This is a genomic window from Candidatus Competibacteraceae bacterium, assembly GCA_016713505.1.
In the GTDB taxonomy this organism is placed as follows: Bacteria; Pseudomonadota; Gammaproteobacteria; order Competibacterales; family Competibacteraceae; genus Competibacter_A.
Genome location: JADJPA010000001.1, coordinates 2711250 through 2731145 on the forward strand (window position 1 = coordinate 2711250; position 19896 = coordinate 2731145).

The 19896-nt window shown below is 61.8% G+C and carries 17 protein-coding genes; 13 read left to right on the plus strand and 4 right to left on the minus strand.

The window, feature by feature from the left end; genetic code table 11:
* Positions 1-118 precede the first annotated feature (118 nt).
* The 8 genes from prmB to IPK09_12415 all read left to right on the plus strand — a co-directional run bounded on the left by prmB (position 119) and on the right by IPK09_12415 (position 10188).
* On the plus strand, positions 119-1024 hold the full coding sequence (gene prmB, locus IPK09_12380; GenBank protein MBK7984409.1) for a 50S ribosomal protein L3 N(5)-glutamine methyltransferase: 906 nt from the start codon (positions 119-121) through the stop codon (positions 1022-1024).
* Between the two features lie 110 nt (positions 1025-1134).
* Positions 1135-3711 carry an EAL domain-containing protein gene (locus IPK09_12385; protein ID MBK7984410.1) on the plus strand — a complete coding sequence of 859 codons (2577 nt, stop codon included), beginning with the start codon at positions 1135-1137 and terminating at the stop codon, positions 3709-3711.
* Positions 3708-5090: an oxygen-independent coproporphyrinogen III oxidase gene (hemN, locus tag IPK09_12390; protein ID MBK7984411.1), complete on the plus strand. Its 1383-nt coding sequence runs from the start codon at positions 3708-3710 to the stop codon at positions 5088-5090. Before IPK09_12385 ends, hemN begins: the two co-directional genes overlap by 4 nt.
* A 162-nt stretch (positions 5091-5252) precedes the next feature.
* Complete coding sequence (locus tag IPK09_12395; GenBank protein MBK7984412.1) at positions 5253-6374, plus strand: branched-chain amino acid ABC transporter substrate-binding protein; 1122 nt, start codon at positions 5253-5255, stop codon at positions 6372-6374.
* A 97-nt stretch (positions 6375-6471) separates the two neighbouring features.
* Positions 6472-7401, plus strand: a complete 930-nt coding sequence (gene livH / locus IPK09_12400; GenBank protein MBK7984413.1) for a high-affinity branched-chain amino acid ABC transporter permease LivH — start codon at positions 6472-6474, stop codon at positions 7399-7401.
* A 2-nt stretch (positions 7402-7403) separates the two neighbouring features.
* Positions 7404-8681: a high-affinity branched-chain amino acid ABC transporter permease LivM gene (gene livM, locus IPK09_12405; protein MBK7984414.1), complete on the plus strand. Its 1278-nt coding sequence runs from the start codon at positions 7404-7406 to the stop codon at positions 8679-8681.
* Complete coding sequence (livG, locus tag IPK09_12410; protein ID MBK7984415.1) at positions 8678-9484, plus strand: high-affinity branched-chain amino acid ABC transporter ATP-binding protein LivG; 807 nt, start codon at positions 8678-8680, stop codon at positions 9482-9484. The genes livM and livG overlap by 4 nt, the downstream gene beginning before the upstream one ends.
* Before the next feature lie 2 nt (positions 9485-9486).
* Positions 9487-10188 carry an ABC transporter ATP-binding protein gene (locus IPK09_12415; protein ID MBK7984416.1) on the plus strand — a complete coding sequence of 234 codons (702 nt, stop codon included), beginning with the start codon at positions 9487-9489 and terminating at the stop codon, positions 10186-10188.
* A gap of 101 nt (positions 10189-10289) precedes the next feature.
* On the opposite strand, the gene IPK09_12420 is transcribed toward IPK09_12415, so the two are convergent.
* Positions 10290-10853 carry an adenylate kinase gene (locus IPK09_12420; GenBank protein MBK7984417.1) on the minus strand — a complete coding sequence of 188 codons (564 nt, stop codon included), beginning with the start codon at positions 10851-10853 and terminating at the stop codon, positions 10290-10292.
* A gap of 258 nt (positions 10854-11111) precedes the next feature.
* Between IPK09_12420 and ppa the strand changes: the two genes are divergently transcribed.
* The 5 genes from ppa to IPK09_12445 all read left to right on the plus strand — a co-directional run bounded on the left by ppa (position 11112) and on the right by IPK09_12445 (position 16138).
* Entirely contained in the window at positions 11112-11645 is a 534-nt protein-coding gene (ppa, locus tag IPK09_12425; protein MBK7984418.1) for an inorganic diphosphatase, read from the plus strand.
* Between the two features lie 334 nt (positions 11646-11979).
* The gene (locus IPK09_12430; protein MBK7984419.1) at positions 11980-14028 is read left to right on the plus strand and encodes a sodium-translocating pyrophosphatase; all 2049 of its coding nucleotides are present in this window, start codon (positions 11980-11982) and stop codon (positions 14026-14028) included.
* Between the two features lie 6 nt (positions 14029-14034).
* Positions 14035-14511, plus strand: a complete 477-nt coding sequence (moaC, locus tag IPK09_12435) for a cyclic pyranopterin monophosphate synthase MoaC (protein MBK7984420.1) — start codon at positions 14035-14037, stop codon at positions 14509-14511.
* Positions 14508-15635, plus strand: coding sequence for a ribonuclease D (gene rnd / locus IPK09_12440; protein ID MBK7984421.1), 1128 nt, complete (start codon positions 14508-14510; stop codon positions 15633-15635). The genes moaC and rnd overlap by 4 nt, the downstream gene beginning before the upstream one ends.
* Positions 15636-15799: 164 nt before the next feature.
* Complete coding sequence (locus IPK09_12445) at positions 15800-16138, plus strand: glycine zipper 2TM domain-containing protein (protein MBK7984422.1); 339 nt, start codon at positions 15800-15802, stop codon at positions 16136-16138.
* Between the two features lie 123 nt (positions 16139-16261).
* On the opposite strand, the gene IPK09_12450 is transcribed toward IPK09_12445, so the two are convergent.
* The 3 genes from IPK09_12450 to IPK09_12460 form a co-directional block, all read right to left on the minus strand.
* Positions 16262-17029 (minus strand): hypothetical protein, encoded by a 768-nt coding sequence (locus IPK09_12450; protein ID MBK7984423.1) that lies wholly within the window; start codon positions 17027-17029, stop codon positions 16262-16264.
* Positions 17030-17250: 221 nt separating this feature from the next.
* Positions 17251-19344, minus strand: a complete 2094-nt coding sequence (locus IPK09_12455) for a thioredoxin domain-containing protein (protein ID MBK7984424.1) — start codon at positions 19342-19344, stop codon at positions 17251-17253.
* Positions 19345-19458: 114 nt separating this feature from the next.
* Positions 19459-19818 (minus strand): Hpt domain-containing protein, encoded by a 360-nt coding sequence (locus IPK09_12460; GenBank protein MBK7984425.1) that lies wholly within the window; start codon positions 19816-19818, stop codon positions 19459-19461.
* Positions 19819-19896 lie beyond the last annotated feature (78 nt).

Sequence of the window (19896 nt, forward strand, 5' to 3'; positions counted from 1 at the left end):
GACGAAACGGTAGAATCTCCTGCAACCTGATGGAGGGCCGGGCCGGCCAGCCCGGCTCGCTCGAACCGCGCGCACTTTTAGCAAAGCGGGCGTTTCCATCTCAGGACCGAACCTTTCAATGACCAGCCACGACAACGTTTTACGCCATTTACACACGATTCGCGACCTCATTCGTTGGGGCGCCAGCCGCATGAACGAAGCCGGCTTGCATTTCGGCCACGGCACCGACAACGCCATCGACGAGGCGGCGGCGCTGGTGTTGCACGCCTTGCATTTACCGCCGGACCTGCACACCGAATATTTTCAGTCCTACCTGACGCCGAGCGAAAAGCAGGCCGCGCTACACTTGTTGGAACGGCGCGTCGCCGAACGCAAACCGGCCGCTTATCTGACCAATCGCGCCTGGTTTATGAGCCTGCCCTTTTATGTGGACGAGCGCGTGCTAGTGCCGCGTTCGCCGTTGGCCGAGTTGATCGAGCGGCATTTCGCACCCTGGCTGTCCAGCAACCGCAAAGTGGAGCAGATCCTGGATCTCGGCACCGGCAGCGGCTGTATCGGCATCGCCTGCGCCTATGCCTTTCCAGAAGCGCGGGTGGATTTGGTGGACGTCTCCGCCGATGCCCTGGAAATCGCCCGGCGCAACGTCATGGAACACGGCTTGGACGACCAAATCGAGGTTTTACAGTCGGATCTGTTCTCGGCGCTGAAGGGCCGACGCTACGACATTATCATCAGCAATCCGCCCTATGTCGATCTGACCGAACTGGACGCTTTGCCGGTCGAATACCAGCATGAGCCGAGGCTGGGCCTGGCCGCCGGCGAAACCGGGCTGGATGTCGTGGCAGAAATCTTGCGCCAAGCGGGCGATTATCTCAAACGCGACGGCTTGTTGATCGTCGAAGTCGGCAAGGCCCAGTACCCCCTTTGCGAAGCGTTTCCCGACGTACCTTTTACCTGGCTGGAATTCGAGCGGGGCGGACAAGGGGTATTCTTGATCAATGCGTCCCAGCTAAAGCGGCTGTAGGCCCGCTTCGAACGGTTGCGACCCAAAGTAGCCGCCCGCTTTTCGTTCCAGACCGACCCCGGTGGCGCTTGCTGAAAAAAATTAGAATTAACAATCAAGGGCAACCCTGCATGGCGATGGCAACAGAGTTGGCGTTCCTAGAAAATCGTTTGTTGGACATCGCGCCGGACGCCATGCTGGTGGTGGACCCAGCCGGCCGGCTCGCCTACGCCAACGGCTTGGCCGAGGCATTGTTCGGCTACCCGCCGGGAGCGCTGGCGGGGCAATCCCTGGCCAGCCTCATCCCCCAGCATTTACGAGAACAGCAAACCCAGCGTTTCGCCGACTATATCGGCCATCCGCATCCCCATCCGGTGGGCGCCGGCCCGGCCCTGTCGGCCCTGCGGCGGGATGGCAGCGAGTTTTCGGCGGAAATCAGTTTCAATCCCTTGCGCACCGCGACCGGCGTTTTTATCGTGGCGATCGTGCGCGACGTCAGCGAGTACGGGCGAATCCGCCAGACGCTCGAACGGACCGCCACCGAATTGGAAGCAAAACTACTGACCCGCAACACCGAGCTGTTGCAAGTCAACGCCAAACTGCGCCAGCAGATCGCCCAACGCACGCAAACCGAGGCAGCCCTGCGCGAAGCCGAAGCGCATTACCGTCAATTGGTCGAAAATCAGCCGGATTTGATTTGCCGGTTTCTGCCGGACACCACGCTGACCTTCGTCAACGCGGCTTACGCCCGTTTCTTCGGGCAGCCGCCCCAAGACCTGATCGGCAAGCGTTTCATCGATTTCCTCAACCCGTCAGAACGAGCCGACGTGGTGGAGCAACTGGCGGCGTTCGCCCCCGAAAGGCCGGAGCGGCAATACGAACATAAAACCGTGCGGGCCGATGGCATCGCGCGCTGGCATCTTTGGCATGATTTTGCGCTGTTTGACGACAGCGGCAAAGCGGAGCACTTTCAATCGGTCGGCGTCGACATCACCTCGCGCAAGGAAGCCGAAGCATCCCTGTTCGCCGAAAAGGAACGGGCGCAGGTGACCTTGCATTCGATCGGCGATGCGGTCATCACCACCGATGCGGCCGCCATCGTGCAATACCTGAATCCGGTGGCGGAGCAGCTCACCGGCTGGCCCGACGATGAAGCACGCGGACAGCCACTGCGGGACGTGTTCCATATCGTCAACGAACAAAACCGCGAACCCGCGCCGGACCCGGTGGCTTTCTGTCTCCAGAACGGCGCAACCGCCGGCCTGGACCATCACACCGTGCTGATCAGCCGCGATGGCAAGGAATATGACATCGACGATTCGGCGGCGCCGATTCGCGGCCAGGATGAGCGTATCTTGGGCGCGGTGCTCGTGTTTCACGATATCACCGCGACCCGGCAGTGGGCCCGACAAATGGCCCACGACGCCAGCCACGATGCCCTCACGGGCCTGGTCAACCGCGCGGAATTCGAGAAGCGGCTGGAGCGCGCCGTGAGCAGCGCCCGTCAGTACGGCGCCCGTCATGCCGTCTGCTATCTGGATCTGGACCAGTTCAAGACCGTCAACGATACGGCCGGTCACGCCGCCGGAGACGAGCTGCTCAAGCAGGTCAACAGCCTGCTCTCCGGCATGTTCCGCGAACGCGATACGCTGGCGCGCATCGGTGGCGACGAATTCGGCTTGTTGCTCGACAACTGCCCGTTGGATCGCGCGCTCACCATCGCTCAGACCGTGGTCAAAACCATCCGCAATTACCGGTTCCACTGGGAAGGACGCTCCTACCAGATCGGGGTCAGCATCGGTTTGGTGCCGATCAACGCCCAAGCCGGCAGCACCGCCGAGCTGCTGACCCAGGCCGATGCGGCTTGCTACACCGCCAAGGAGCTGGGCCGCAATCAGGTGCACGTTTACCAGCAAGCCGACGGCGAACCGGCGTCGCGTCACGGTGAAATCCTGGGGGCGACCGGCCTGCAAGAGGCCCTGGAACAGGACCGCTTCCGCCTCTACTACCAGCCTATCGTCGCGTTGGGCGAGGAAGGCTATCGGACCGTGCGCCATGAAGTGTTGCTGCGGGTGGCGCATCAAGACGGGCTGAAAAAGAACAGCGAACTGGTGTTGCCGGCCGCTTTCATTCCGGTCGCCGAACGCTATGGTCTGATGGGGGCCATCGACCGTTGGGTCATTCAGGCGGCGTTTCGCGAGCACGTGGTGAGATCCAGCCAGACCGGCGCCCGCTTGGCCATCAACCTGTCGGGCACCTCCCTCAGCGATCAGGCGTTGTTGGATTTCATTGAGGCGCAGTTCGCCAAGTATGGCCTTGCTCCCGCCCAAGTCTGCTTTGAGATCACCGAAACCGCCGCCATTCACAACCTGCGTCAGGCGACCCAACTGATGGTGGTGCTCAAACGCTACGGCTGCCAGCTGGCCCTGGATGATTTCGGCAGCGGCCTGTCCTCCTTTCATTATCTCAAGACGCTGCCGGTGGATTTCCTGAAAATCGACGGCAGCTTCATCAAGGACATCATCAACAATCCCAGCGATTGCGCCCTGGTGGCGGCCATCAATCAGATGAGCCACACCTTGGGCCTGCAAACCGTCGCCGAATACACGCACAACCAACCGATTATCGAGCGCTTGCGCCAGTTGGGCGTGGACTACGCCCAAGGTTATTTTTTCGGCAAACCCGCGCCGTGGGGCCAATCCAGATGACTGCCACCCTCCTTTTCGATCCCGCGCTGATTCGCAAATACGACAAGGCCGGCCCGCGCTACACCTCTTATCCGACCGCCGTGCAGTTCCACGCGGGTTTTGGCGATGCGGCCTATCAGGAACTAGCGCGAGCCAGCAACGCCGCCGGCAAGCCGCTGTCGCTGTACTTGCATATCCCGTTTTGCGATACGGTTTGTTTTTACTGCGCTTGCAACAAGATCATCACCAAAAACCGCCGCCATACCCTGCCTTACCTCGATCATCTCCACCGGGAAATCGCGATGCAGGGGGCGCTGTTCGATCGCGCTCGGCCGGTGACCCAACTGCATTGGGGCGGCGGCACGCCGACATTCATCAGCGCCGATGAAATGCGCGAGCTGATGCGCGTCACCGGCGAGCATTTCCAGTTGCTCGACGATGACAGCGGCGAATACTCCATCGAAGTCGATCCGCGCGAAACCGACGAACAGACCATCGCGCTGCTGCGGGAGCTGGGTTTCAACCGGCTGAGCCTGGGCGTGCAGGATTTCGATCCAGCGGTACAGAAGGCGGTCAACCGCCTGCAATCCCGCGAAATTACCTTACAGACGATCGAGGCCGCCCGGCGCGAGGGTTTCAAATCGATCAGTGTCGATTTGATTTACGGTCTGCCGCTGCAAAGCGTCGCCAGCTTCGAGCGGACTGTAACGGAAATCATCGCGCAAAATCCCGACCGAATTTCGGTGTTCAACTACGCCCATCTGCCCGATTTGTTCAAAACCCAGCGCCAGATTGACGCCAGCGCGCTGCCGTCGCCGGCGGTGAAGCTCGACATTCTGAAAACCGTCATCGAACGGCTGACCGATGCCGGTTACGTCTACATCGGCATGGATCATTTCGCCAAGCCGGATGACGAGCTGACGCTGGCGCAGCAGGCCGGCACGCTTTATCGCAACTTTCAAGGCTACAGCACTCACGCCGACTGCGATCTGATCGGTCTCGGCGCGACCTCGATCGGCATGGTAGGCGACAGCTACAGCCAAAATCTCAAAGGCTTGGAGGAGTATTACGCCCGGATCGACGAGGGCCGGCTGGCGGTATTCCGGGGCGTGCGGCTGGACGCCGACGACCGGCTGCGGCGGGCGGTCATCACCGAGCTGATTTGCCATTTCAAATTGCAATTCGTCGCGGTCGAACCGCGTTTCGCCATTCGCTTCCCGGATTACTTCGCGGCGGAACTGGCGGAACTGGCCGAGATGCAAGCCGACGGGCTGCTGGCGCTGGATCAAACCGGCATCCAGGTCTTGCCGCCGGGTCGGCTGTTGATCCGCAACATCTGCATGGCGTTCGACCGCTATTTGCGGGAACAGCAACAACCGCGGTTTTCCAAAGTCATCTGATTCCACACCTCAAATCCTGCTCGCGCCGAGGCGCCCGCCCGCGGCGGCGTGAATTTTGTTTGCGCCGCTTGTCGCGGGCGGAAATTTCGGTTAATTCTTAACGATTAAAATTATTTCAAACCTATCCCCCGGTTTCACCATCAGTTGGAGAGGAGTCCGTCGATGAACAAATTCAGCCGCAACGTTCTGAGCGCCGCCGTCGCCACCGTCATTCTGGGCCTGGGCGGTCTGGCGCGGGCCGAGGACACCATCAAAATCGCCTTCGCTGGCCCCACCACCGGGCCGGTCGCGCAATACGGCGACATGCAGATGATGGGCGCCAAGATGGCGGTCGAGCAAATCAACGCCAAGGGCGGCGTCAACGGCAAGAAACTCGAAGGGGTCGTCATGGATGACGCCTGCGAACCGAAACAGGCGGTCGCGGTCGCCAACCAGATCGTCAACCAAAAAATCAAGTTCGTGATCGGCCATCTCTGTTCCGGCTCCACCCAGCCCGCCTCTAAGCTGTACGAGGACGAAGGCGTTTTCATGATTACCCCGGCGGCCACCAACCCCGCCATCACCCAGCAAAAATACAAGATGGTGTTCCGCACCATCGGCACCGACGACCAGCAAGGCCCGACCGCCGGCAAATATATCACCACCAAGATCAAGCCCAAGAAGCTGGCCATCATCCACGACAAGCAGCAGTACGGCGAAGGCATCGCCAAGGAAGTGGACAAGACCGTCAAGGCCGCCGGCATCACACCCGTCCTGTTTGAAGGCATCAACAAAGGCCAAACTGATTTCTCCGCTCTGATCACCAAGATGAAGAAGGACGGGGTGGACTTCGTCTATTACGGCGGCTATCACCCGGAACTGGGCCTGCTGCTGCGGCAATCGCGCGAACAGGGCTTCGACGCCAAATACATGGGGCCGGAAGGCGTCGGCAATAAGGACATCAGCGCCATCGCCGGCCCGGCGTCCGAAGGCTTGCTGGTGACGCTGCCGGCCGATTTCAGCGCCGATCCGGCCAACGCCGATCTGGTCAAGGCGTTCAAGGCCAAGAACGAAGACCCGACTGGCCCGTTCGTGATGCCGGCCTACGCCGGGGTGCAAATCATCGCCGACGCGATCAAGGCGACCAAAACCGAGGACGCGGTGAAGATCGCCGATTACGTCCGCAAGAACAGCTTTCAAACCCCCATCGGCAAAGTCGCCTTCAAGGACAACGGCGATTTGAAGGAATTCGAATTCGTCGTGTTCACTTGGCACGCCGACGCCACCAAGACCCCGGCCAAATGAGCTGACCGTCGAGGGCGAGGATTAAAAACCTCGCCCTTCTTGTTGGCGCGCCGCTCGCTCGGCGCTTTTGCATTCCACTCTCTCAGTCGCGGCGGCCATGTCCGGGTTCTCCTTTCTCGAATTTCTCCAGCAGATCATCAACGGTCTGACGCTGGGCAGCATTTACGCCCTGATCGCCATCGGCTACACCATGGTGTACGGCATCATCGGCATGATCAATTTCGCCCACGGCGAGATTTACATGATCGGCGCTTACGTCGGGCTGATGGTCATCACCGGCCTTGGGCTGTTCGGCGTCCATAGCATCACCGCGATTCTGCTGGTGACGCTGGCCATCAGCATTCTGGTGACCGGCTCCTACGGCTGGACGGTGGAGCGGCTGGCGTATCGGCCGCTGCGCGGCAGTCCCCGATTGGTGCCGCTGATCTCGGCCATCGGCGTGTCGATCTTTTTGCAAAACTACGTGCAGATCGGCCAGGGCGCGCGCGACGTGTCGATGCAGCCGGTGCTGACCGGCGGCTGGCGCTTCGGCCCGGCCGACGGCTTTCAGGTCTACGTGTCCTACATGCAGGTGCTGATCGCGGTGATTACGGTGGCGTTCATGGGCGGCCTGACCCTGTTTATCGGCCGCTCGCGGCTGGGCCGGGCCTGTCGCGCCTGCTCCGAGGATCGCGGCATGGCCAATCTGCTCGGCATCAATACCGACCGGGTAATCGCCTTGACCTTCGTGCTCGGCGCGGCGCTGGCGGCGGTGGCCGGGGTGTTGGTCAGCATGTATTACGGGCTAGTGAATCCCTTCATCGGCTTCATCGCCGGGCTGAAAGCGTTCACGGCGGCGGTGCTGGGCGGAATCGGCAGCATTCCCGGCGCGATGCTGGGCGGGGTGGTGCTGGGGTTGGCGGAAAGCTTCGCCTCGGCTTATCTGCAAACCGAATATAAGGATGTGGTGGCCTTTACGTTGCTGATTCTGGTGCTGCTGGTGCGACCCACCGGCCTGCTCGGAAGACCCGATGTGGAGAAAGTGTAATCATGCCCCGCGTTTTGTCCGATGCTGTGCTGGCGGCGCTATTGACCGCCGTGCTGCTCACCCCGATCTTCGGCCTGCACCTTCGCGTCGATGGGGTCAACGTCTCGCTCAATCGCACCCCGATGCCGGTCATCGTCGCGGTGGTGATCGTCTTTCTGCTGCGCTTGTTCCAGCAGCCCCTGCAACGGCTCTGGGCCAAGCTGCGCCCGCCGGCGACTTGGCGCGAAAACCCTCTCGCCACCAGTTTGCGGTCGGTGACCGAGCGGCCCAACGCGCGGCTGGCGCTATGGCTGTTGCTGCTGGCCGCCGCCCTGATCTGGCCGTTCACCGCCTCGCGCGGCGCGGTCGATGTGATGACGCTGGCGCTGATTTACGTGATGCTGGGACTGGGGTTGAACATCGTGGTCGGTTTCGCCGGTTTGTTGGTGTTGGGCTACGCCGCCTTCTACGCGGTCGGCGCCTACACCTACGCCTATTTGGCCCAGCAATACGGCCTGTCGTTTTGGCTCTGTCTGCCGCTCGCGGGCGGCCTGGCGGCGCTGACCGGCTTTCTGCTCGGCCTGCCGGTGTTGCGGTTGCGCGGCGATTACTTGGCCATCGTCACCCTCGGTTTCGGCGAAATCACCCGCTTGCTGCTGAACAACTTGAATTTCCTGACCGGTGGCCCCGACGGCATCGGCAACATCCCCCGCCCCACCCTGTTTGGACTGGAATTCAACCGTGTCGCCAGTGAGGGTGGGACAGCTTTTCACGAATTTTTCGGCCTGGACTACAGCGGTAATCACGGAGTGATTTTCATGTATCTGCTGGGGCTGGCGTTGGTGCTGGCGACCTTGTTCGTCATCAACCGCCTGCTGCGGATGCCGCTGGGCCGCGCCTGGGAAGCCCTGCGTGAAGATGAAACCGCCTGTCGGTCGCTGGGTTTGAATCCGACGGTCATCAAGCTGTCGGCGCTGACCTTGAGCGCCGCCTTCGCCGGTTTTGCCGGAGCCTTTTTTGCGGCCCGTCAAGGCTATATCAATCCCGAATCCTTCACCTTCATCGAATCGGCGATGGTGCTGGCGATTGTGGTGCTGGGCGGGATGGGTTCGCAGCTCGGCGTGATGCTGGCGGCGGTCGCCATCACCGTGCTGCCGGAGCTGGCGCGCGAGTTCAACGAGTATCGAATGCTGGCCTTCGGCTTGGTGATGGTGCTGATGATGATGTGGCGGCCGCAGGGCCTGATTCCGGCGTCGCGGCCGCCGTTGAAATTACCGGACCATGCGGAGGGGTCGCCATGAGCCTCGCCCCTGCTCCGGCTTCCGCTGCCCAGCCCGCCGGACAACCCCTGCTGGCGGTGCGCGATCTCAGTATGCGTTTCGGCGGCTTGCTGGCGGTCGATAACGTGGCCTTCGAAGTGCGGCGCGGCCAAATTTTCGCCATCATCGGCCCCAACGGCGCGGGCAAGACCACCGTGTTCAACTGCGTCGGCGGTTTTTACCACCCCACCAGCGGCAGCGTGGCGCTGGACGGCCAAGCCATCAACCACTTGCCCAGCCATCGCATCGCCCGGCTGGGGTTGGTGCGCACCTTCCAGAACGTGCGGCTGTTCAAGACCATGAGCGTGGTCGAAAACCTGCTGATTTCTCAGCACACTCAGTTGGAAGCCCGCTTGCTGCCCGGTTTGTTCAAGACACCGCAATACCGTCGCGCCGAAGCCGAGGCGCTGGAGCGGGCGGCGTTCTGGCTGGAAAAGGTCGGGCTGCTGGCCGTGGCCAACCGCGAAGCCGGCAATCTGGCTTACGGCCAGCAGCGGCGGCTGGAAATCGCCCGCTGCATGATCACCCACCCCAAGCTGCTGATGCTGGACGAACCGGCGGCCGGCTTGAACCCGCAGGAAACCCGCGATCTGGATCGGCTCATCAATGATCTGCGCGCCCACCACGAGGTCGCCGTGCTGCTGATCGAGCACGACATGAGCTTGGTGATGGGCATCTCCGACGAGATTCTGGTGATGGAATACGGCCGGCCCATCGCCACCGGCACGCCAGCGGAGATTCGTAACAATCCCAAGGTGATCAAAGCCTATCTGGGAGAAGAGTGATGATGTTGAAGCTGGAGGACGTTCACACCTTCTACGGCCAGATCGAGGCGCTAAAAGGCGTGTCGCTGGACGTGCATCCCGGCGAAATCGTCACTCTGATCGGGGCCAACGGCGCGGGCAAAAGCACGCTGTTGCTGACCATCTGCGGCTCGCCGCACGCCAGCAAAGGCTCCGTGGTGTTCGAGGGCCAGGACATCACCCAGAAACCGACCCACGTCATCATGCAGTGCGGGCTGGCGCTGGTGCCGGAAGGGCGGCGGATTTTCCCTGGCCTGACCGTGCGGGAGAACTTGCAGATGGGCGGATTCTTCGCCGACAAGTCGCGGCTGGACACCGATCTGGAGCGGATTTTCACACTGTTTCCCCGCTTGAAGGAGCGCCGCCACCAGCGCGGCGGCACGCTGTCCGGCGGCGAGCAGCAGATGCTGGCCATCGGCCGGGGCCTGATGGGCCGACCGAACCTGCTGCTGCTGGACGAGCCTTCACTGGGTTTGGCGCCGATCATCATCGCCCAGATTTTTCAAATTCTGAAAGAAATCCGCGAGGAAGGCGTGACCATTTTCCTGGTGGAACAAAACGCCCACCGCGCCCTGCAACTGGCCGACCGGGGCTACGTGCTGGAAAACGGCCGCATCGTGCTGGCCGATAGCGGGGCTAACCTGCTGGCCAATGATGAGGTGCGGAAGGCGTATTTGGGCGGTTGAAAACGACTGCCGGCCGAACCGTTCGGGCAGGCCCTGAATGCCCCGGCCCGCCCCGCGGCAAAGCGGCGACCGGGACATCCCCGCTTTGGCAGCGCGTCGGATTAGGTAATTCCGTCGAGCACCGCACGGATTCGCGCGCCGATATCATCGACCGTGCCGGTGCCTTTGATCTTGCTTAGCAAAGCTTTTCGGGTGTAGTAATCGATGAGTGGAGCCGTTTTCTCCTCGAAAACCCGCAAGCGGTTGCGAATGGTATCTTCGTTATCGTCAGCCCGGCCACGCCCTAACAAACGCTTGACGATTTCCTCGTAATCCACATCGATAAACAGCACCTTATCGAGCGGCTGACCGAGCTTGGCCAGCAGCGTATCCAGCGCCTCGGCCTGGGCCAGATCGCGCGGAAAGCCATCCATCATGAAACCCTTGGGGTTGGTCTTGGCCAGCGACCGCACGCCGTTTTCGATCATGCCCAGCACGATATCGAACGGCACTAGATCGCCGGCATCCATGTAAGGCTTGGCGCGCCGGCCCAGTTCGGTGCCGGCGGCCACCTCGGCGCGCAGCAAATCGCCGGTGGCGACCGTGGCAACGCCGTAACGTTCGATGATGGAGTCGGTTTGAGTTCCCTTGCCTGAACCGGGTGCGCCTAACAGAACGATTCTCATAATAATTTCACTCTTTCAGTGGGGGGGGTAGGAATAGATTGGAAATCCGATGGCGGTCAAAATCGCCTTCCGGGGCGACCGGGCCAAACGCGGGCGCGGCGGTCGGCGCCGCCCGCAAGGGACGAACCGGCCAACCGCCCAGTCAATCGTCCCGCCCGCTGCCAGTCCGTGACAAGCTGCCAAGCAGTCGGCCTTACTGTAGTATAGCCATGCTCCAGCAAACACACCTCCGCCAACCGCGATATAAAGGGCGATATCATGATTTTGGATAGAGTAGGCGCCGGTCATAACCTTCCCGATGAATTCAACGCCATCATCGAAATTCCGGCGCACGCGGACCCGGTCAAGTACGAAGTGGATAAAGAAACCGGCGCGCTGTTCGTCGACCGCTTCATGAACACCGCCATGCACTATCCCTGCAATTACGGTTATATCCCGCAAACCCTTTGCGAGGACGGCGATCCGCTCGATGTGCTGTTGATAGCCCCGCTGGCGCTGGTCAGCGGTTGCGTGGTGCGCTGTCGGCCGCTGGGGGTGCTGAAAATGACCGACGAAAGCGGCGGCGACGCCAAGATACTGGCGGTGCCCATCAAGCAGGAATGCGCGCTCTACGACCACATCGAGTCAGTCGAACACGTCTCTAAAACCCAGTTGGCGCAGATGGCTCACTTCTTCCAACATTACAAAGATCTCGATTCCGGCAAATGGGTTCGTATCGACGGCTGGGGCGACGCCGACGAAGCCAAGGCGGAAATTCTGCGGTGTGTGGAACACTACGCCAATCCTCAATAAACTACACAATCGTCAAATGCGGCCAGTCACCGCAAACCTTTGGTGGTTTATCCTTGACCGGCGGGGTTTGACCGTTTCGTTCCCAGGGAGCTTGGCATGTCTCGACAACCCGCTGTTTGTGACGGTCATCTTGACCTATTTTTCATAGAGAGCGTGGTATGCTGGTTTGGGTCTCTCATGCCCGACGAGCCGGTGGTATTCTCACGCTGTTCGGACCAGAGGCTGCCATGCCGGTTGCAAGATCGCATGTCGACGCTTTAATAAGAGAAACACACACAATAATTCGGAGAACAATCATGATTCTGAATTGCTTACACTGCGGAGGATCTTTGCCATGGCGACGGTAGGCCTGATCTTAGCGTTACTTTGCGCCATCGGCGCCTTGATTTACGGGGTTAAATCAGTCAACTGGGTCTTATCCAAAGACCCCGGCAACGCCCGAATGCAGGAAATCGCCGCCGCCGTTCAAGAGGGCGCGCGCGCTTACCTGAACCGACAGTACACCACCATCGCCATCGTCGGCGTCGGCGTCGGCATCATCATCTTATTCACCTTGGGCGGCTTATCGGCCATCGGCTTTGTGATCGGCGCGGTCTGCTCGGGCGTCGCCGGTTACATCGGCATGTACGTTTCGGTGCGCGCCAACGTCCGCACCGCGCAAGCCGCTCACAACGGCCTGAACGCGGCGCTGGAAGTCGCGTTTCGCGGCGGCGCGATCACCGGCTTGCTGGTGGTCGGCTTGGGGCTGCTCGGCGTGACTGGTTATTACGTCTTGCTGGCCATGGGTCATGAAGGAGTTCCCGATCTCGGCCCGCTGGTGGGCTTGGCCTTCGGCAGCTCCTTGATTTCGATCTTCGCTCGTCTGGGCGGCGGTATCTTCACCAAGGGCGCCGACGTCGGCGCGGATTTGGTCGGCAAGGTCGAAGCCGGTATTCCCGAGGACGACCCGCGCAATCCGGCGGTCATCGCCGACAACGTCGGCGACAACGTCGGCGACTGCGCCGGCATGGCGGCCGACCTGTTCGAGACCTATGCGGTCACCATCATCGCCACCATGCTGGTGGGCAGCCTGATGTTCACCGGCGAGCTGACGCAAAACGCCGTGGTGCTACCGCTGGTGATGGGCGGCGTATCGATCATCGCCTCGATTATCGGCTGCGGCTTCGTCAAGGCGAGAGAAGGCGAGAAGATCATGAACGCGCTCTATCGCGGTCTCGCCGTGGCCGGCGGCATCTCCGCTGTAACTTTCATGCCGGTCATCTTTCTGTTCATGGGCAGCCAGCATTTCTGGGGTTTGTGGGGTTCAGCGCTGGTCGGGCTGGGCCTGACCGCCGCCATGGTGGTCGTCACGGAATACTATACCGCCACCGAATTCAGTCCCGTGCAGAAGCTGGCGGAAGCCTGCACCACCGGTCACGCCACCAACATCATCGCCGGGCTGGCGGTGTCGATGAAAGCGACCGCGCTGCCGGTCCTCGCCGTGTGCCTGAGCATCGGTCTCGCTTATAGCTGGGCCGGTTTGTATGGCATCGCCATCGCCGCCACCGCCATGCTGTCGATGGCGGGCATCATCGTCGCCCTGGACGCCTACGGTCCGATTACCGACAACGCCGGCGGCATCGCCGAAATGGCGGAGATGGACGAAAAGATTCGCGGCATCACCGACCCGCTGGACGCGGTGGGCAACACCACCAAGGCGGTCACCAAAGGCTACGCCATCGGCTCGGCCGGCTTGGCCGCGCTGGTGCTGTTCGCCGATTTCGAGCACAAGCTGGCCATCGCGAATGTCAAGGTCGATTTTTCGCTGACCGATCCCGTCGTGATCATCGGCCTGTTCATCGGCGGCATGATCCCGTTTTTGTTTGGCGCGATGGCGATGGAGGCGGTCGGCCGCGCCGCCGGCGCCGTGGTGCTGGAAGTGCGCCGCCAGTTCCAGGAAATTTCCGGCATCATGGAAGGCACTACCAAACCCGATTATTCACGGGCGGTGGATTTATTGACCAAGGCCGCGATCAAGGAAATGATCATCCCTTCGCTGTTGCCGGTGCTGACCCCCATCGTGGTGGCGTTCGGCATGGCGTGGCTGATGGGGCCGGCGGCCGGACCGAAGGCGCTGGGCGGCCTGCTGATGGGCACCATCATCACCGGGCTGTTCGTGGCCATTTCGATGACCGCCGGCGGCGGTGCTTGGGACAACGCCAAGAAATACATCGAGGACGGCAACTTCGGCGGCAAGGGTTCCGAGGCGCATAAAGCGGCGGTCACCGGCGACACCGTCGGCGACCCCTACAAGGACACCGCCGGCCCGGCCGTCAACCCGCTGATCAAGATCATCAACATCGTGGCGTTGATGATCGTGCCGCTGCTGGTCGCGATGAAGTGAGACCGCGTGGCTGAACTGAGCCACTTCAATGCCGCCGGCGAAGCCCACATGGTCGATGTGGGCGACAAGGACAGCACTCGCCGGCGGGCGGTCGCCGAAGGCTGGATCCGCATGAAACCGGCCACCCTGCAACGGATCGCGGCCGGCGCGCACGCCAAGGGCGACGTGCTCGGCATCGCCCGCATCGCCGGCATCATGGCCGCCAAACGCACCGCCGACCTGATTCCCCTCTGTCACCCGCTGGCGCTGACCCGCGTGGCGGTGGATTTGCAACCGAGCACCGAGCTCTCCGCCGTTCATTGTCAAGCCACTGTCGAAACGCTCGGCCGGACCGGTGTGGAAATGGAAGCGCTCACCGCCGTCCAGGTGGCGCTGCTCACCGTCTATGACATGTGCAAGGCCGTGGATCGCGGCATGGTCATGACCGACATCCGCCTGCTGGAAAAAACCGGCGGCAACTCCGGCCGCTGGCGGCGGGAATGAGCGACCCCCTGTACATCGTCGATCGCGCCGCGCTCGTCGCTTTCTGCGCTCGTCTGGATCGCTGCTCCTGGTTGGCCCTGGATACCGAATTCGTTCGCGAGCAGACTTTTTATCCGCAACTTTGTCTGATCCAGATCGCCATTCCCGGCCAAGTGGCCTGCATCGATCCTCTGGCGCTGCCGTCGCTGGAGCCACTGCTGGAAAGGCTGTACGACCCAAGCATCACCAAGGTGCTGCACGCCGCCTATCAGGATTTGGAAATCTTTTTCTACTTGGGCGGTACGGTTCCGGCACCCGTTTTCGACACGCAACTGGCGGCGCTGGTGCTCGGCGTCGGCGATCAACTCGGCTATGCGGCGCTGGTCAAGCAAATGCTTGGCGTGGAACTGGCCAAGGCCCACACCCGCGCCGACTGGCGACAGCGGCCGCTGCCGCCGGAATGGCTGGCCTATGCGGCCGATGACGTGCGCTATCTGGAAGCTCTTTATACCCGACAGCTCGCCCGGCTGCGGGAGCGTGGCTGGTCGGAGGCGCTGGCCGAGGATTTTCAGGCTCTGACCGATCCCGAGCGCTACCGCCCCCAGCCGCAAGAAGCGTGGCGGCGGATTCGCGAACAGCACCGGTTGCGCGGCCTGCCGCTGGCGGTACTGCGCTCGCTGACGGCTTGGCGCGAGGAGCAGGCCATCCAGCAGGATCGGCCGCGCCGCTGGATTCTGGACGATGCCGTGCTGGTCGAACTCGCCCGGCGGATGCCGGCCACGGCGGCCGAGCTACCGTCCGTCCGCGGCTTGCCCGCCGCGTTCCGCCGCCAGCATGAGGCCGCGCTGCTCTCGCGCATCGCCGCCGCCAAGGCCGAACCGCCCGAACGCTGGCCAACGCAGCCGCGCCGGCTACGACTTTCAGCCGAACAGACGGCACGCGCCAACCAGTTGCGAGAACTGATCGAGAGCCGCGCCGCTGATTACCAGATCGCGCCGGGCGCGCTCGCGGACCGCCGCGACATCGAAAGCCTGGTGCTCGGTGAAGAGTCCCGCTTGCGGCGCGGCTGGCGGGCGGCGGTCCTGGGAAAGGAGGCGCTGGCGCGGATCGTCGCCGCTTCCTCAACCTCCGCCAACACCGCCTGATGTATTCAGGCAACATTCACCTTGTCGGCGCAATACTGCGCGCAACCAGTGTGGGTGTATGTGGACTTTGATGGCGGCGGCGTCATTAGCGTTTTGTCTCTGTTAGTGACCGCCGTCAATTTTTTATCGCTGCCCATGACCAGATGACTCGGAGTGATGCTTCCATGAAAACGCCGTTCAAAATTGGCCTCCTCGCTGCGGCTTTGGGCTTGATCACCGCCTGTGCTCCGCCTGGCGCGCCTTACTATCACACCCAGAACGGCGCTCTGATGGGAGCGACCGCCGGCGCGGTGATCGGGCATCAGCTCGACCACCGTAACGGGGCGGTCGCCGGTGGCCTGGCCGGCGCGCTGATCGGCGGTTCGGTCGGCAACCAGATGGATTACCAGAACAACTATCAGAGCGACGGTCCCTATCGGCCCTACCGCCGTCTGCCACCGCGCCGTTACTATCGCGACGACGGGCCACCGCCGGGCTATTACTACGACCGTCCGCCCTATTGAGGAAGCGCCTGACCGCCTTTTGCGGGCGTGGTTGGAACCGGTTTTTCCAGCCGAACCGTCAAAAAAAGCCGCCGCCAGAGGATTCTGGCGGCGGCTTTTCAAATGCGTTCGAGCGACGCTCAATCAGCTGAGATTGGCCGAGCGCCACCAAGCATTATGTTCCCGCCGCAAGACCTCGTGCGACGGCATCTGGTAAAACGCCAGATCGGGACCGTTGCCCATATAGACGCCGCTCTTGATCATCCGATAGGGGAATTCTAGCGAATGCACCCGATGCACCAGCTTGCTTTGCTTGCCGGTCGGATCGACTTCCAGCAGCGCTTCGCGCAAGTGATGCATGAAGGAGTACGGTAGATCGCCCACCGCGCCGTTGATCGGATCGGTCGCCAGCGCGCCCAAGCCGAGCTCGACGAAGCACAATCCTGGAAAACGAATGAATTTGGCCGGCTGGCTGGTGACGCTTTCATAATACGTGCGAGGATCTTGCGCGCTCACCACCAAGCTGTTGACCGGCGCGAGATCCTGATACATGTGCAAGCCCTTTTCCTTGGCTGGAAAGGCATCGGTACGGCTCAAGCCGAGGGTCTGACCGTAGGCCGTGCTGAGATATAGCTTGCCCAACGCGCTGACCGGAATGTGCTCCAGCACTCGGTAAACCGAGATGTAAACCGAGTTTTTGGGGGTCCCGTCCGGGCGCGGCACGCAACGCTTAAGCCCCTCGTCAATGTTGAAATAGTCATTCCGGAAATTGGGATCGACCTCGAAAAAGATGGCTTGCCCCTTGGATTTGTACTTGTGGCCGGTCGAGTAATATTGCCCGAACTGTTCCGGGCTCAACATGGAAGCGATCAGCGCTTCGGGGATGAGCGAAAAATAAAGATGAATCGTCATGGTGCGTATTCTCTCCAAAACAGGATTTCCGAAATGGCTCCGCCAGAAAATATCGCGCGCTCGGCAAGAGCCGTATAGTTTTTCTAGTGCCCTTTCAATTCTAACCCCTTTCATTATATGAGGTGTGGCGATAGAGCGCCTAGACCTCACAACATTTCCCCGCGCCGCATGACGGCGACGCCAAAGGCAACCGCAGATCCGTTGCTGCTGTTAGCTCGCGTTCAAGACGCCGCCAGCTCGGCCGAAGCCAGCTCGCGCTCCAGCTCGCTCAGCACGGTAATCGGCGGCAGGCATTGCAGTCCGCCGCAAACGTAAGCGATCACCGGCCCCGCGCCCGCTGACCGCTCGGCCAACAATCCGACCGCTAAACTCGCGTTGGCCGGAATAGCCAGCGTCAGCCGGCCGGGGGCATAGGGCTGTCCGCAGCGTTGCCGCCAGGCCTCCAGTTCTGACCCGGCGCCGCGCAGCACAATGGTTTGCCCCGGCTCCAGATAATCGTCCAACGCTGCCAACAAGGCGTTGCAGGAGGAGGGAATTTGCTTGATCACCGGCCACGCCCAGCGCAATACCCGTTCGGCCGCGTCCAGATACGCGGTTCGACCGGTCAGGTGACCGAGCTTCAGCAAGACTTGCGCGGCGATGCCGTTGCCCGCCGGTAGGGCCTCATCGTGCGCCGCCTTGGGTCGATGGATCAACCGTTCGTGGTCGGAGGATGTAAAAAAGAACCCGCCGGCGTCGCGGTCTTCGAACCGATCGAGCAAGACATCGGCCAGCGCCAGCGCGAAATCGAAATCACCGTCGCGCCAGCGGCATTGCAGCAGCTCTAAAATGCCGTCGATCAGGAAAGCATAGTCGTCCAGATAAGCATTCAACCGGCTCTGACCGGCCATGTGGACCGCCAGCAGCCGTCCGTCGCGCCAGAGCTGGGAGCGGACGAAATCCAGGGCGCGTTCGGCCGAAGCCACCAAATCCATCCGGCCCAAATGACGGCCGGCGATGGCCATGCCGCGCATCATCAGCCCGTTCCAAGCCGTCAGAATTTTTTCGTCGCGGCCCGGCCAAATCCGTTGCCCCCGGCTCTCGAACAGCTTGCGGCGGCCGCTAGCGAGCCGGTCGGAGCACCGCGCGGCGTCAATTGCCGGCTCTGAAGGCGGTTCCGCGCTTTCCTCCACGACCCGCAAGTGCCAAGCGTGATTCTCGAAATTGGGCGGCCGGTCCAGGCCGTAACGGGCAGCGACCGCCGCGTATTCACCGGCATCCAGTACGGCTTGGGCCTGTTCGCGCGTCCATAGATAAAACTTGCCTTCCTCCCCTTCGGAATCGGCGTCCAGCGTGGCGTAATAGCCGCCCTCGGGCGACTGCATTTCCCGCATTACCCACGCCCCGGTTTCTTCGACAACCTGACGAAACACCGGGTCCTGAGTCGCTCGCCACGCTTGCGCGTACAACGCCAGTAAGGGGCCGTTGTCATACAGCATCTTTTCGAAGTGCGGGATTTGCCATTCGGCATCGACCGAATAGCGGTAGAAGCCGCCGCCGAGTTGATCGTAAATCCCGCCCAGCGCCATTTTATGCAAGCTGAAAAAAGCGGCGGTTCCGGCTTGCCGGTCGGGTTCGCCGCGGCGGACGCTGGCCGCCCACTGCCGCAACAAGCGCTCCAGCTGGGTCGGATGCGGGAATTTCGGCGCGCCGCCAAACCCGCCGTGGCTCGGATCGAAGCTCCTCAGCAACTGCTCGCGCGCGGCGGGCAGCGGCGCGGCGCCCAAGGCGGACACGGCGGCGGCGGGCAGGTCGCTCTCGACGCGCAAGGCGTCCAGTAAAGCTTGATTTTGTTCGTGTAAATCATGCCGATGTTGGCGATAGTGCGCGCTGACGCGGTGCAGGATATCGACGAAAGCCGGCATCCCGTAGCGGGCCGTCTTGGGGAAATAAGTGCCGCCGACAAACGGCGTTTGATCGTCGTGAGTCAAGAACATCGTCAGCGGCCAACCTCCCGCCCGGCGCTGCAACAACTGAAAAGCGGTCTGGTAAATCTTGTCCAGGTCGGGCCGCTCCTCGCGATCCACCTTGATGTTGACGAACCGTTCGTTCATCACCTGAGCGGTGGCGTCATCCTCGAAGGATTCGTGCGCCATCACATGACACCAGTGACAGGCTGAATAGCCGATGGACAGCAGGATCGGTTTTTCCTCGCGCCGGGCCTGTTCGAGCGCCGCTTCGTCCCAAGGCTGCCACGCCACCGGATTGTGGGCGTGCTGGCGCAGATAGGGGCTGGTTTCGTGAATCAGCCGGTTGGCGTGCCGCGGTTCGGACATGATGGAGCTCTCGCAATGGCGGTCGGCGTGACCGAATTGTTTGACACCGCTATCGCGCCGATGATGCGGTCTCGCCAGCGGGAGCGTTTGCAGTCGCGCCGCGCCCGGCGACTTTTATTGCAACTGAGACTGGAGCGCCGCCGCCGTTTCAGCGGCGACGGCCCGAGCGGCTTGCCAGCAGCGCCGCGCCTCCTCCAGCGCGTTCGAGCGGCCGGCCTGTTCCAGGCGCTGCACCCATTCGGCCAAGCGCAACGCCCCCAGGCTGCCACAACTGGATTTAAATTTGTGGCCGGTCTGATAAAGTTGTCCGGCATCGCCACGGGCGATGGCGTCTTGCAAGCGATCCAATTGCAGCGGCAGGTCTTCGAGGAAATTGTGCAGCAGATCGGCGAACTCGTCTTCCATGACCTCACGCAATTCGAGGATGATCTCGTCATCGAGCAGCGGCAGTTCATTGAGATCGAGGTCGCTCATGGGGCTCGCTTCCCAGGCAGTTGAATAACAAGCATACACCATACAACACCACGCGGCGCGCGTTACCCGCCCGATCCG

What these genes read in the sequence shown, in the direction of transcription:
- hemN (MBK7984411.1), top strand. Translation starts at nt 3,708, where the DNA reads ATGACTGCCACCCTCCTTTTCGATCCCGCGCTGATTCGCAAATACGAC.
- IPK09_12455 (MBK7984424.1), bottom strand. Translation starts at nt 19,344, where the DNA reads ATGTCCGAACCGCGGCACGCCAACCGGCTGATTCACGAAACCAGCCCC.
- livG (MBK7984415.1), top strand. Translation starts at nt 8,678, where the DNA reads ATGAGCCTCGCCCCTGCTCCGGCTTCCGCTGCCCAGCCCGCCGGACAA.
- IPK09_12420 (MBK7984417.1), bottom strand. Translation starts at nt 10,853, where the DNA reads ATGAGAATCGTTCTGTTAGGCGCACCCGGTTCAGGCAAGGGAACTCAA.
- livM (MBK7984414.1), top strand. Translation starts at nt 7,404, where the DNA reads ATGCCCCGCGTTTTGTCCGATGCTGTGCTGGCGGCGCTATTGACCGCC.
- prmB (MBK7984409.1), top strand. Translation starts at nt 119, where the DNA reads ATGACCAGCCACGACAACGTTTTACGCCATTTACACACGATTCGCGAC.
- IPK09_12450 (MBK7984423.1), bottom strand. Translation starts at nt 17,029, where the DNA reads ATGACGATTCATCTTTATTTTTCGCTCATCCCCGAAGCGCTGATCGCT.
- IPK09_12445 (MBK7984422.1), top strand. Translation starts at nt 15,800, where the DNA reads ATGAAAACGCCGTTCAAAATTGGCCTCCTCGCTGCGGCTTTGGGCTTG.
- rnd (MBK7984421.1), top strand. Translation starts at nt 14,508, where the DNA reads ATGAGCGACCCCCTGTACATCGTCGATCGCGCCGCGCTCGTCGCTTTC.
- IPK09_12460 (MBK7984425.1), bottom strand. Translation starts at nt 19,818, where the DNA reads ATGAGCGACCTCGATCTCAATGAACTGCCGCTGCTCGATGACGAGATC.
- IPK09_12385 (MBK7984410.1), top strand. Translation starts at nt 1,135, where the DNA reads ATGGCGATGGCAACAGAGTTGGCGTTCCTAGAAAATCGTTTGTTGGAC.
- ppa (MBK7984418.1), top strand. Translation starts at nt 11,112, where the DNA reads ATGATTTTGGATAGAGTAGGCGCCGGTCATAACCTTCCCGATGAATTC.
- IPK09_12430 (MBK7984419.1), top strand. Translation starts at nt 11,980, where the DNA reads ATGGCGACGGTAGGCCTGATCTTAGCGTTACTTTGCGCCATCGGCGCC.
- livH (MBK7984413.1), top strand. Translation starts at nt 6,472, where the DNA reads ATGTCCGGGTTCTCCTTTCTCGAATTTCTCCAGCAGATCATCAACGGT.
- IPK09_12395 (MBK7984412.1), top strand. Translation starts at nt 5,253, where the DNA reads ATGAACAAATTCAGCCGCAACGTTCTGAGCGCCGCCGTCGCCACCGTC.
- IPK09_12415 (MBK7984416.1), top strand. Translation starts at nt 9,487, where the DNA reads ATGTTGAAGCTGGAGGACGTTCACACCTTCTACGGCCAGATCGAGGCG.